General features: G+C 67.3%; 9 protein-coding genes. 1 reads left to right on the plus strand and 8 read right to left on the minus strand.

Going from position 1 to position 12594, the window contains the following annotated elements:
- Positions 1–128: 128 nt before the first annotated feature.
- Positions 129–665 carry a DUF2306 domain-containing protein gene (locus tag AC5RWD_RS22560; protein ID WP_494022159.1) on the minus strand — a complete coding sequence of 179 codons (537 nt, stop codon included), beginning with the start codon at positions 663–665 and terminating at the stop codon, positions 129–131.
- Between the two features lie 99 nt (positions 666–764).
- On the opposite strand from AC5RWD_RS22560, the gene AC5RWD_RS22565 reads away from it, so the two are divergent.
- Positions 765–1388, plus strand: coding sequence for a MerR family transcriptional regulator (locus tag AC5RWD_RS22565; protein ID WP_494022160.1), 624 nt, complete (start codon positions 765–767; stop codon positions 1386–1388).
- A 74-nt stretch (positions 1389–1462) separates the two neighbouring features.
- On the opposite strand, the gene AC5RWD_RS22570 is transcribed toward AC5RWD_RS22565, so the two are convergent.
- From AC5RWD_RS22570 to AC5RWD_RS22600, 7 genes are all read right to left on the minus strand, one after another.
- Positions 1463–2548 carry an inositol-3-phosphate synthase gene (locus tag AC5RWD_RS22570; protein WP_494022161.1) on the minus strand — a complete coding sequence of 362 codons (1086 nt, stop codon included), beginning with the start codon at positions 2546–2548 and terminating at the stop codon, positions 1463–1465.
- 178 nt (positions 2549–2726) lie between these two features.
- Positions 2727–3767 (minus strand): L-glyceraldehyde 3-phosphate reductase, encoded by a 1041-nt coding sequence (gene mgrA / locus AC5RWD_RS22575; RefSeq protein ID WP_494022162.1) that lies wholly within the window; start codon positions 3765–3767, stop codon positions 2727–2729.
- Positions 3768–3855: 88 nt separating this feature from the next.
- Entirely contained in the window at positions 3856–5664 is a 1809-nt protein-coding gene (treZ, locus tag AC5RWD_RS22580) for a malto-oligosyltrehalose trehalohydrolase (protein ID WP_494022163.1), read from the minus strand.
- Entirely contained in the window at positions 5661–7988 is a 2328-nt protein-coding gene (gene treY, locus AC5RWD_RS22585; RefSeq protein WP_494022164.1) for a malto-oligosyltrehalose synthase, read from the minus strand. Before treY ends, treZ begins: the two co-directional genes overlap by 4 nt.
- Positions 7985–10426, minus strand: a complete 2442-nt coding sequence (gene glgX, locus AC5RWD_RS22590; RefSeq protein ID WP_494022165.1) for a glycogen debranching protein GlgX — start codon at positions 10424–10426, stop codon at positions 7985–7987. Before glgX ends, treY begins: the two co-directional genes overlap by 4 nt.
- 109 nt (positions 10427–10535) lie before the next feature.
- Positions 10536–12065 carry an NAD(P)H-hydrate epimerase gene (locus AC5RWD_RS22595; RefSeq protein WP_494022166.1) on the minus strand — a complete coding sequence of 510 codons (1530 nt, stop codon included), beginning with the start codon at positions 12063–12065 and terminating at the stop codon, positions 10536–10538.
- 19 nt (positions 12066–12084) lie between these two features.
- Complete coding sequence (locus AC5RWD_RS22600) at positions 12085–12432, minus strand: holo-ACP synthase (RefSeq protein WP_494022167.1); 348 nt, start codon at positions 12430–12432, stop codon at positions 12085–12087.
- Positions 12433–12594 lie beyond the last annotated feature (162 nt).

The following is a 12594-nucleotide window of genomic DNA, read 5'->3' on the forward strand; positions in this document are numbered from 1 at the left end:
TGCGCTGGACCTCTGACAACGAACTAGACGCACGCATAAAACTGCCCCCCACAAAACGGAACTGAATATTTCAGTCCAACTTCCGGGGAGCAGTTCAAAAGGTGAGGAAGCGTTTGGCGGTGCGGCGCTTACTTCGGGCCGGCCACGGCCCCTTCTGAAGATGCAGCTGCCGTGGGCTGGTCCATCCGGCGTCCCGCGTGCTGGATTCGCCTGCCCTCGCCGCGCCGCAGGGAAACAAACACGACGGCGACGCTGAGCGCCACCAGGGCGGCAACGTACAGGGCCGTCGGCAGATCCTCGGCCAGCAGGCGGGGAATGGCCCGGCCCGGCGCCGAGACGGCGAAGCCGAACGCCACGGCGATGCCGATATAGCTCCCGATCATGTTTCCCCGGTGCGCGGGGATGTTCCGGCGCACCGCGCTGACGAGCCCGAGCGTGACGGTCACGATCGTGAACGCCGAGAGCCCGTGGAGCCAGCTGAAATGCCCGTCACTGACAATCCAGAAGCTGCTGAAACAGACGTAGTACATGGCCGCGACCCACAGGTGTCCCATCGTGCGGTGGATGCGGTCGCGGCGGCGCCGGAGGATTTGGACCGGTCCGATGGCAAGGACAAAAAGGGCGGCAATGACGTGGCTGGCAAGCAGTACATTCCAAGGCTCCATGCACCTAGGATAGAAGCACTATCCAGCGGTGTACATCAGGATAGCCAGCCCGGCGACAGCTATCCAAAGGACCACCATTCGCCGAGGAACGGAGCGGGCATGCAGCTGAAGGAACTCAGCGCGCGGACGGGAGTCTCCCCCGCGAGCATCAAGTTCTACCTCCGCGAAGGGCTGCTGCCAGCGGGCCGTTCCATTCACGCCACCCGGGCTGAGTATTCGGAACAGCACGTGAGCCGGCTGGAACTGATCCAGGCCCTGCGCCGTGTGGTCGGGCTGAATATCGCCCAGATCGGCATGCTCCTCAGAATGGCCGACGGCGGCGCACCCCGCCTTGAGCTGTTGGCCGCGATCCAGCGCACGGTGCTGGGCCTCGACGACGTGAGCGCGGAGCACGGCGACCTGCGCACACCGGCGGGTGACGCCGTCGTGCGTTTCCGGAACTGGCCGGACATCCCGAGCGACGCCAGGAACGCCCTCAATGCCCAACTGGTCCTGATGGAAAGCCTCGGCGTTCCTGTCACAGCGGAGCTGCTCGACGCCTACAGCCAGGCGGTGGATGCGATTGCCGCAGTGGATATTTCGGCCGCAACGGCGCCGGAAGACGTCAATGAGCTGATCATGACGGCGGCCGTCGGGATGCATCTGCACGGCCAGCTGGTCCTGAAGCTGCTCGCCCTTGCCCAGGCGAGCCACGCGATCCGACGCTATGAAGAGCACGCTTAAACAGCGGTGCTCCCCCACCCGAGGGTGAGGGAGCATCGCGTTAAAACCTGCAGGAGGTGATGGAGCGTCCGGGGTTAGCGGTCGAGGTCGCCGCGGATGAAGGCCTCCACCTTTTCGCGGGCGAGGTCGTCGTTGAACTGCTCCGGCGGGGACTTCATGAAGTAGCTCGACGCCGAGATCAGCGGGCCGCCGATGCCCCGGTCCAGGCCGATCTTCGCCGCACGGATCGCATCGATGATCACACCGGCCGAGTTCGGCGAGTCCCACACCTCGAGCTTGTACTCCAGGGAGACCGGCGCGTCGCCGAAGTTCCGGCCCTCCAGGCGCACGAACGCCCACTTGCGGTCATCCAGCCACTGCACGTAGTCGGACGGGCCGATGTGGACGTCCTTCGCAGCCAGTTCGGCCTCGACGTTGGAGGTCACGGCCTGGGTCTTGGAGATCTTCTTGGACTCAAGGCGGTCGCGCTCGAGCATGTTCTTGAAGTCCATGTTGCCGCCGACGTTGAGCTGGTACGTGCGGTCCAGCGTCACACCGCGGTCCTCGAACAGCTTCGCCATGACACGGTGCGTGATGGTGGCACCGATCTGGCTCTTGATGTCATCGCCCACAATCGGCACACCGGCGGCGGTGAACTTGTCGGCCCATTCCTTGGTGCCGGCGATGAAGACCGGCAGCGCGTTCACGAACGCCACCCCGGCGTCGATCGCGGCCTGCGCGTAGAACTCCGCGGCTTCCTGCGAGCCGACCGGCAGGTAGCAGACCATGACATCGGCTTTGGCGTCCTTCAGGGCCTGGACGACGTCGACAGGTTCCTTGGTGGACTGCTCGATGGTCTCCAGGTAGTACCGGCCAAGGCCGTCCAGGGTGTGGCCGCGCTGGACCGTCACGCCGGTCGGCGGGACCTCGGCAAGCTTGATGGTGTTGTTTTCGCTGGCCAGGATCGCGTCGGCCAGGTCGACGCCGACCTTCTTGCCGTCCACGTCGAACGCGGCAACGAACTGGACGTCGTTGACGTGGTACTTGCCGAACTCAACGTGCATCAGACCCGGAATCGTGGCCTGGGGGTCGGCATCCCGGTAGTAATGGACACCCTGAACCAGGGAAGCGGCACAGTTACCCACGCCGACAATTGCTACACGAATCGGATTTGAAGACACGGAACTCCTTTGAGAACAAACTTCATGTGCCCTGCGCGTCAGTACCTTGCTGTACGACGGCGTCTGACGGGCACCGCGCCACGCGGCGCACTTATCAGTCTAACCAAACGCCGCCGGGGCCGGCTTTGTTCCCGCCGTCCCCGGCCGCTTGATTACGTGTCATTTTTGAAACGCGCGTTCAGACCGGCTGCGCCCAGAGGTTGATGTCCGATTCGACGGCGAACTCGTCGATCGCCGTCAGTTCCTCGGCGCTGAACCCAAGGTTGTTGATCGCGGCCAGGGTGTCCTCGAGCTGCCTGACACTGGATGCCCCGACGAGCGCCGAGGTCACCGGGGAGCCCTTGGGCTGGTCGCGCAGGATCCAGGCGATGGCCATCTGCGCGAGCGACTGTCCGCGGCCGGCGGCGATGGCGTTCAGCCCCCGGACCCTGTCCAGCTTGTCCTCGGTCAGGGACGATTCGGACAGGAACCTCGCTTTGGCGGCACGGGAGTCGGCCGGAACGCCGTTGAGGTAGCGGTCCGTCAGCATGCCCTGGGCCAGCGGGGAGAACGCGATGGAGCCGGCGCCCACCTGGTCCAGCGCCTCATAGAGGTTCGGCGAGCCGTTCTCGGTCCAGCGGTTCAGCATGGAGTAGCTGGGCTGGTGGATAAGCAGCGGGGTGCCGAGTTCCTTCAGGATGCGGGCGGCCTCGAGCGTCTGCTCCGGGGTGTAGGAGGAGATGCCCGCGTAGAGGGCCTTGCCGGAGCGGACGGCGTAATCGAGCGCGCCCATGGTCTCCTCCAGCGGCGTCTCAGGATCCGGGCGGTGGCTGTAGAAGATGTCCACGTAGTCCAGGCCCATCCGCTGCAGAGACTGGTCCAGGCTGGAGATCAGGTACTTCCGCGAGCCCCATTCGCCGTACGGGCCGGGCCACATGTAGTAACCGGCCTTGGTGGAGATAACCAGTTCGTCGCGGTAGGGCTTGAAGTCGTCCTGCAGGTGGCGGCCGAAGTTGGTCTCCGCGGATCCGTCCGGCGGGCCGTAGTTGTTGGCGAGGTCGAAGTGGTTGACGCCGAGGTCGAACGCGCGGCGCAGGATGGCGCGCTGTTCGTCGAAGCGCTTGTCGTCGCCGAAGTTGTGCCACAGGCCCAGCGAGATGGCCGGCAGTTTGAGGCCGCTGCGTCCGACGCGGCGGTACGGCATGGTGTCATAGCGGGTGTCCGAGGCCACATAAGTCATGTGCTCCATCCTGCCAGCCGCACCAAGGCTGCGGGGCTGGCGTCCACCATCCGGTCACGGGAGGTGGACGCCAGCCCTGGCAATTCACTCAGTCGCTGACGACGGCGGCGCTGAGCGGCCCGAGCTCCACGCGCTCGCCTTCCAGCCGGATGGCGTCGTCAGTGGCCAGCAGCAGGGCCGTTCCCGCACCCTCAAGGCGCACCGGCTGCTCGGAGAAGTTGAGCAGCACCTGCACGCCGCCGCGCCGGAACCGCAGCCACCGGGCGACCTCGTCGAACTCCACCTGCGTGTCCTCAAAGCCCAGCTTGGTGAGGTCCGGCGTGGAGCGGCGCAGGGCGGTGAGCGAACGGTACAGCTCCAGCAGCCGGGCGTGATCCCCGTCGTCCGCTTCCGCCCAGTCCAGCTTGGACCTTCGGAACGTCTCGGGATCCTGGGGATCGGGCACGACGGCGGGATCCCACCCCATGCGTTCGAACTCCTTGATCCGGCCTTCCGCGGTGGCCTTGCCGAGTTCCGGCTCCGGATGGGAGGTGAAGAACTGCCACGGCGTGGTGGCCCCGTATTCCTCGCCCATGAACAGCATGGGCGTGAAGGGGCCGGTCAAGGTCAGCACGGCGGCGAGCGCCAGGCTCCCGTAAGGCAGCGTCTGCGAAAGCCGGTCCCCGGTGGCGCGGTTGCCGATCTGGTCGTGGTTCTGCGAGCAGACCACCAGGGCAGCCGGGTGGACGGCGCTGAAATCGATTGGCCTGCCGTGGTGGCGTTCCCGGAAGCTCGAGTAGCTTCCGTCGTGGAAGAAGCCGTCCCGGAGCACCTTGGCCAGGGCCGCGAGCGAGTCGAAGTCACCGTAGTAGCCTGTGGTTTCGCCGGTGATGTTGACGTGGACGGCGTGGTGGAAGTCGTCGCTCCACTGCCCCTCCAGCCCGTACCCGTTGACGTCCCGCGGATACAGCAGCCGAGGGTTGTTGAGGTCGGATTCGGCAATGAGCGTCAGCGGCCGTCCCACCTCGGCGGAGATCTGGTGGGCCAGCGCCCCGAAGTCCTCCAGGATGTGGACCGCCCGCTCGTCCTTCAGGGCGTGAACAGCGTCCAGCCGCAGACCGTCAACGCGGTAGTCGCGCAGCCACATGGCCACGTTGTCGAGGATGAACCGGCGCACATGGTCGGAGCCGGGCCCGTCCAGGTTCACGGAGTCACCCCAGGTGTTGCCCTCGCCCTTTTTGAGGTAGGGCCCGAACCGCGGCAGGTAGTTCCCGCTGGGGCCGAGGTGGTTGTAGACCACGTCCTGGATCACGCCGAGACCCGCTGCGTGGGCGGCGTCCACGAACCGCTGGTACGCCTCCGGGCCGCCGTAGCCCTCGTGGACGGCGAACCACTGCACGCCGTCATAGCCCCAGTTGTGCGTGCCATTGAACGCGTTGACGGGCAGCAGTTCGATGAAGTCCACGCCCATGCCGGCAAGGTAGTCCAGCTTTCCCGCGGCCGCGTCGAGCGTCCCTTCGGGTGTGAACGTACCGAGGTGGAGTTCGTAGATGACCGCCCCTTGCAGCTCCCTGCCCTGCCAGCCGTCTTCCTGCCAGCTGTGCGCGGCTGGGTCGAACGTGCGGGACAGTGAGTGGACGCCATCGGGCTGGCGCCGGGTCCTGGGATCCGGAAGCGGAGTTTCGTCGCCGTCCAGGAGGTACCCGTAGTCCACGTCGCCCTTGGCTGGCGCCTCCGGCGCTGTCCACCAGCCCTCGTTCTCGGGTTCGGCGCCAGGACGGCGCTGCATGGCGTAGCGTTCCCCGCCGGCCAGCAGCGTCACGGATTCAGCGAGGGGCGCCCAGACGTCGAAGCGCTCCGGGCCCTGCACGGGTTTCGCTGCTTCGCGGGGATAGGTTGCCGGGGCTGCGTGCGTCATGGCTTTCCTCCTGTCTGTGGCACCAGCAGCGCGACGGGGAGGGTCCGGAAGATATCGGCGATCTTCACAGCTCCCGGTCCAAAGCCGGCACCGGTCAGTTCGTCCTTCATGGCGGTTTCGAGTTCGACGGCGGTCTCCCGCCATCCGCCCGACTGTTCCAGTCCGTAGGGCAGCCGGGTGGCGAGGGTCAGCGCGCCCGGCGCTGCCGGGGTGCCGCGGTCGAAACCCAGCAGGTGCCCGGCGGCGGGGCCGCTGGCACTGACCGGGCGGTAGCCGGTGAACAGCTGGGGCCGTTCCCGTCGCAGCCGCAGCGCGCGCGAGGTCACCAGCAGCTTGGCGGCCTGGTCGGTGAATGACGGGGGCAGGTGGCCGGCATCGAGCTGTTCCAGCGCCGCGCGCCGGTTCTCGAAGCTGAACGGGCGGCGGTTGTCCGGGTCCGTGAGCGACCGGTCCCAGAACTCCGTGCCCTGGTACACGTCCGGGACGCCGGGCATGGTCAGCTGCACGAGCTTGGCCGCCAAGGAGTTGGAGGCACCATACGGCTCCAGGAGTTCCACAAGCGCCTCGACTTCAGCCCGCACCGCAGGGTTGTCGAACGCGGCGTCGACGGCGGCGGCCAGCTGCTCCTCGAACGCCGGATCGGGATCGGTCCAATTGGTCGAGTTCCCGGCTTCGCGTGCAGCCTTCAGCGCGTAATACTGCAGGCGTTCCCGGCTGGCGGGCCAGGCGCCGGCGATGGCCTGCCACAGCAGGGCTGACAGCGGGCCGTCCGGCAGCGGGGCCAGTTCGCGCAGCCGGTTCAGGGCTTGTTCCCATTCGCCGGCAACTTCGGAGATGACCGAGATCCGCGCCCGGGTGTCCTCGCTTCGCTTTGTGTCGTGGGTGCTGAGCGTCGTCATGGAGAGCGGAAGCTCGGCCTGCCGGCGGGCCATACGGGCATGGAACTCGTCCGGCTCCACGGAAAACTCGGTGGGGTCGGCGCCCACCTCCGTGAGGGTACCCAGCCGGTTGTAACGGAAGAATGCAGTGTCCTCCACGCCCTTGGCCATGACCATGCCCGAGGTCTGCTGGAAGCGCCGGGCAAGCTCCAGGTCCGTGTCCAGCAGCAGCGGCTGCAAAGCCTGGATGGCCTGGTCCAGTTCCGGCCGCCTGCGGGCGGCGAGCTCGCACGCTTCCTTCAGGACCTCCGCGCCCTCCGGCAGGTACGTGCGGTAGACCGGGAAGGCGGCGATGATCTCCGCGATGGCGTCGGCCGCGGCTTCAGCGGGGAGCCCGGCATCGCCCGGAACCAGCCGGGCCAGCCGCAGGATCTCCGAGTGGAGGATGCCGTCGGTGATCCGGCGCTTGGTTCCGCGGATCATGTCCTCGTAGTCAGCCGGCTGCCCGCCGCGCAGCGAAGCGTCCAGCCGGTCCAGTGGTTCCTGGCCGCGCGGATCCACGAAAACCCGGTCGACGTCGGCGAGGGCGTCGTAGCCCGTGGTGCCCTCGCACTCGAAGCTGGCCGGCAGCTGCTCCCCCGGTTCGAGGATCTTTTCGATCAGCAGGTAGGCACCACCGGTGGCTTCCCGCAGCCGCTTCAGGTACCCCTCGGGGTCGGCCAGGCCGTCCGGGTGGTCGATCCGCAGCCCATCGGCGAGCCCCTCGCGGAACCAGCGCCCCACTTCCTCATGTGCCTCATCGAAGACGGCCGGGATTTCCACGCGGACGCCAGCGAGCGTGTTCACCGCGAAGAAGCGGCGGTAGTTCAGCTCGTTGTCCGCGCGCCGCCAGCCGATAAGTTCGTAGTGCTGCCGGGCATGGACGTCGCGCGGGGAGTCGCCCTCGGTGTAGCTGCCGTCGGCCAGCGGGAAGCGGTGGTCGTAGTACCGCAGCTCACCGTCCTTGATTTCAAGCTGGTCCAAATCGTCATCGCTGCCGAGGACAGGTATCCGGATGCGTCCCCCGGCAAGGTCCCAGTCGACGTCGAACGCTTCGGCATAGCGGGACTGGCGCCCTTCCTTGAGCAGCGACCACCACCAGGGGTTCTGCGCCGGAGTGGCCACGCCGACGTGGTTGGGCACGATGTCGATCAGCACGCCCATGCCGGCGGCCCGGGCCGCCTTGGAAACAGCCGCCAGGCCCTCCGGGCCGCCCCGTTCGGGGTCGACGGCGGAGGGATCGGTGACGTCGTACCCGTGGTCGGAGCCCTGTTCGGCAGTCAGGACCGGTGACAGGTAGACCCAGTCAACGCCGAGCGAGTGCAGGTACGGCACGGCTTCAGCGGCATCGAACAGCGTAAACCCCTGCCTGATCTGCAGCCGGTACGTGGAGACGGGCGTTTTCATGCGCCCTCCCCTGCCGGCTTGCCCGGCTTCGAGTTGCCGGCCCGCCGGCCCGAGGGCTTTCGTGCCGGCTCTTTCGCCGGCTGATCCTCCGCGGCCTTCGCGGGCGGTGCAGCAGGCTCCGCTTCGGGCTCAACAGCCGGCTCCGGTGCAGGCTCAGCAGCCGGCTCCTCAGCAGGATCGGCCGCAGGCTCAACAGCCGGCTCCGCCGCAGCCTTCTTGGTGTTCGCCGGTTCGGGAATGGCGGGTGCAGTGAGCGCCGCGGTCTCAGTGGTGGCGGTCTGGGTCAGGGCCGCGAGCGAGGCAGCCACGGAATGATCGGGCTCCACCGTCGGTGCGCTGTGGGCCCGCAGCACCACCAGGGACTTGGCGGCGACGGACAGGATGGTTCCGGCGTCCGCGGGCTTGGAGTCGGCGCCTTCACCGGCGGTGTCGATGATGATGTCCCAGGCCGGTGCGTACTCGTCCGGCGGCAGCGTGAACTCAACGTCGCCGTCGTGGGCGTTGAAGTACAGCACGAAGTTCACGTCGGTGATCCGGCGGCCACGGCTGTCATGGCCTTGGATGCCGTCCCCGTTGAGGAACATGCCCACGGAGCGGCCGAAGCCGCTGTCCCAGTCCTCCGGCTGCATCAGGTTGCCGTCGGGATCAAGCCATACGATGTCGGGCAACCGTTCGCCTTCTCCACGCCGCACCGGCCGGCCATCGAAGAAGCGGCTACGCCGGAAGGTGGGGTGCTTGGCCCGCAGCGAATTGACGGCTGCGGTAAATTCGACGAGCGGCTGGTCCACGCTGTCCCAGTTGACCCAGGTCAGTTCGGAGTCCTGACAGTACCCGTTGTTGTTGCCCTGCTGTGTCCGGCCCATTTCGTCGCCGTGCAGGATCATCGGCACGCCCTGTGAGAGCAGCATGGTGGCGATGAAGTTGCGCTGCTGCCGTGCCCTGAGCGCCAGCACCTTGGGATCGTCCGAGGGGCCCTCTGCCCCGCAGTTCCAGGACCGGTTGTGTGATTCGCCGTCCTTGTTGTCCTCGCCGTTGGCGTCGTTGTGCTTCTCGTTGTAGGAGACCAGGTCGCGCAGGGTAAAGCCGTCGTGCGCCGTGACGAAGTTGATGGACGCCACCGGGCGGCGGCCAGAGTGCTCGTAGAGGTCAGCCGAGCCGGTGATGCGCGAGGCGAACTCGCCCAGCGTGGCGGGTTCGCCGCGCCAGAAGTCGCGCACGGTGTCGCGGTACTTGCCGTTCCATTCCGTCCACTGCGGCGGGAAGTTGCCCACCTGGTAGCCGCCGGGCCCGACGTCCCACGGCTCCGCGATGAGCTTCACCTGGGACACCACGGGATCCTGCTGGATGAGTTCGAAGAACGTGGAGAGCCGGTCGACGTCGTAAAATTCCCGGGCCAAAGCGGCGGCGAGGTCAAAGCGGAACCCGTCCACGTGCATCTCGGTGACCCAGTACCGCAGCGAATCCATCAGCAGCTGCAGGGAGTGCGGCTGGCGGACGTTCAGGGTATTGCCGGTGCCCGTGTAGTCCATGTAGTACTGCTTGTCGTCCTCCACCAGGCGGTAGTAGGCCTCGTTGTCGATGCCCTTGAAGCTCAGGGTGGGCCCGAGGTGGTTGCCTTCGGCGGTGTGGTTGTAGACGACGTCGAGGATGACCTCAATGCCAGCCCGGTGCAGCGAGCGGACCATCGCTTTGAAGTCCTGGACCTGCTGGCCGGTGTCGCCGGTGGAGCTGTAGGTGTTCTGCGGCGCGAAGAAGCCGATGGTGTTGTAGCCCCAGTAGTTGCTGAGGCCCTTCTCCTGCAGGGTGCCGTCGTTGACGAACTGGTGCACGGGCATGAGCTCGATCGCGGTGACGCCCAGCTTCTGCAGGTGCGAGATCACGGCCGGGTGCGCCACGCCGGCGTACGTGCCGCGCTGCTCCTCGGGAATCTCCGGGTGCAGCTCGGTGAGCCCCTTGACGTGCGCCTCGTAGATGACCGACTTGTGGTACGGGATGCGCAGGTTCTGGTCGTTGTCCCAGTCGAAGAACGGGTTGATGACCACGCCCATCATCATGTGCGGCGCCGAGTCCTGGTTGTTGCGGGAGGAGGGGTCGCCCATGTTGTAGGAGAAGAGGGCGGGATCCCAGTCGATCTGGCCGGCGACTGCCTTGGCGTAGGGGTCAAGGAGCAGCTTGTTGGCGTTGAAGCGCTGGCCATTGGCAGGGTCATAGGGGCCATGCACGCGGTAGCCGTACTTCTGCCCCGGCTGAATCTGGGGCAGGTAGCAGTGCCACACATAACCGTCGACTTCGCGGAGCGTGACCCGGGTTTCGGTCCCGTCGTCGTCGAAGAGGCAAAGTTCCACCTTGTCGGCGTGCTCGCTGAACAATGCGAAATTGGTTCCGGTGCCGTCAAACGTGGCTCCCAGGGGGTAAGCCGATCCGGGCCAGACTTCCATTCGTGCTCCTATACCTCGTCCAACACTGCGTCCGGCAGGTCATCACGCACTTCCTGCACGGAACTTGGTCTTACCGTAGCGGGTGGGCCGGACTATTACCGACCCACCATTAATTACTAAGCGTGCTGACTTTACCCCATATTTTGGGTAGTGCCTCGCAAATCCGCCCCGCAGTCAGTGGGCCGCCGGCTGCAGCTGCCGCTCCGGCGAGGCCGTGCAAGCTAGCCCCCATGGCTGCAATGGCCGCCCAGCGTTCGTCCGGATCGATGCCCCTCGCCCGGAAACGGCCGACGTCGGAGCCCACCTGGGCGAGCAGCGCACCGATGATTCCGGCCAGCACATCGCCGCTTCCGGCGCTGGCCAGCCAGGGAGTTCCCTCGGACTGGCTGTAGAAATCCTGGTACGGCGACGCCACCAGCGTGCTGGCGCCCTTCAGCAGCACGGTGGCCTCGGTCAGGCCGGCGGCGCGGCGCACGGCAGCGAGGGTGGAGGCCTCAACGGCTTTCCGGTCCAGGTCCGCGCCGAGGCGCTGCAGCAGGGTGGCCAGCTCGCCGGCGTGCGGCGTCAGCACCACCTGCGGGGCCAGCACGTCGGGCAGCACGGGCAGGGCGCCGGCGTCGGCCACGGTGGGCAGGCCGGAGTCGACGGCGTCGCGGACGCGCTGCATCTCGTCCTCGTCCTTGCCGTCCATCCCCGAACCGACCAGCCAGGCCTGGACGTGGGTCTCTGCCACGGCGCCCGTGCTGCAGACCACCTCCGGGCAGCTGTGGCGGATGAGGTCGGCGACCTCCAGCGGCCCGACGTAGCGAACCATCCCGACGCCGGCGGAGAGCGCCCCGCGGCAGGCGAGCACGGCGGCGCCGGGGTAGGCCGGGGATCCGGCGATCACTCCGAGGACGCCCCGCGAATACTTATGGGCGCGCCGCGCGGGGCGCGGGAGCAGGTCGGCAAGGTCGGCGGCCTCCAGGCGTCGCATGGCGGGCCACGGGAGCGAGTCCTCAATGCCGATCGGGACCACCACCACCCGGCCGGCGAAATCCGCTCCCGGGTCCGCCAGCAGGCCTGCCTTGGCCCCGCCGAAGGTGACGGTGATGTCGGCGGGCAGCACGGGGCCGGCGGCCTCGCCGGTGTCCGCATCAACGCCGCTCGGCACGTCGCACGCCACCACGAGGCCGCGGGACCCTTCCGACAGCCGCGACACGAGTTCCGCCGAGGCTCCCCGGAGTCCGCCCTGGGCACCGGTTCCGAGCAGCGCGTCAATAACGACGTCGGCCCTGCCGGCCAGCGCTGCCAACTCACCGGCGTTCCCGTCGGTCAGCGTCAGCACCCGGCCGCCGGCGCGCCGAAAGGCGGCCAGACCATCAGGGTGGGCCGTGCCGGAGGCGAGGACCGCCGTCGTCCGCATTCCCCGTCCGGCGAGGTGGGCGGCGGCGAAAAGGCCGTCGCCGCCGTTGTTGCCCTTGCCGGCCAGGACGGCAACGCTGGAGCCGTACAGGCGCCGTCCGCGGCTGCGCAGCTCCGCGATGGCGGCGCCGGCCATGCCGCGGGCCGCCCGCTGCATGAGAACAGCGCCCATACCTGAATCCAGCAGGGGCTTTTCAGCCTCCCTGATCTGGGTTCCGGTATAGGCGCTGATCATGCGGTCAGTCCGTCCGGGGTCAGCCCTCGGCCAGGACCGTGGCCGAGGCGATGCCGCCGTCGTGGCTCATGGACAGGTGCCACCGTTTGACCCCCTTGGCTTCGGCAACAGCAAGCACTGTTCCCTTGACCTGGATGGTGGGGCCGTTCTGGTCCAGCCCGATCCAGCAGTCCTGCCAGTTCATGCCGGCAGGCGCGCCCAGGACCTTGGCCACGGCCTCCTTGGCGGCAAACCGCGCCGCCAGGGAGCGGGTGTTCAGTTCCCGTTCGGCCGGAACAAATAGCCGGTCCCGCAGTCCGGGCGTGCGCTCCAGCTGCCGTCCGAAGCGCTCAATGTCCACTACGTCTACGCCGATGCCAACAATCATGCGCTTACTCTACTGTGACGCTCTTGGCCAGGTTGCGCGGCTGGTCCACGTCGTAGCCCTTGGCTGCGGCAAGTTCGCACGCGAAGATCTGCAGCGGGACCGTGGTCAGCAGCGGCATCAGCAGGGTCGGGGTTTCCGGGACGTAGAAGACGTGCTCGGCGT

Source organism: Arthrobacter sp. CMU6 (assembly GCF_059090205.1).

What these genes read in the sequence shown, in the direction of transcription:
- treZ (WP_494022163.1), bottom strand. Translation starts at nt 5,664, where the DNA reads ATGACGCACGCAGCCCCGGCAACCTATCCCCGCGAAGCAGCGAAACCC.
- AC5RWD_RS22600 (WP_494022167.1), bottom strand. Translation starts at nt 12,432, where the DNA reads ATGATTGTTGGCATCGGCGTAGACGTAGTGGACATTGAGCGCTTCGGA.
- AC5RWD_RS22565 (WP_494022160.1), top strand. Translation starts at nt 765, where the DNA reads ATGCAGCTGAAGGAACTCAGCGCGCGGACGGGAGTCTCCCCCGCGAGC.
- treY (WP_494022164.1), bottom strand. Translation starts at nt 7,988, where the DNA reads ATGAAAACGCCCGTCTCCACGTACCGGCTGCAGATCAGGCAGGGGTTT.
- glgX (WP_494022165.1), bottom strand. Translation starts at nt 10,426, where the DNA reads ATGGAAGTCTGGCCCGGATCGGCTTACCCCCTGGGAGCCACGTTTGAC.
- mgrA (WP_494022162.1), bottom strand. Translation starts at nt 3,767, where the DNA reads ATGACTTATGTGGCCTCGGACACCCGCTATGACACCATGCCGTACCGC.
- AC5RWD_RS22595 (WP_494022166.1), bottom strand. Translation starts at nt 12,065, where the DNA reads ATGATCAGCGCCTATACCGGAACCCAGATCAGGGAGGCTGAAAAGCCC.
- AC5RWD_RS22560 (WP_494022159.1), bottom strand. Translation starts at nt 665, where the DNA reads ATGGAGCCTTGGAATGTACTGCTTGCCAGCCACGTCATTGCCGCCCTT.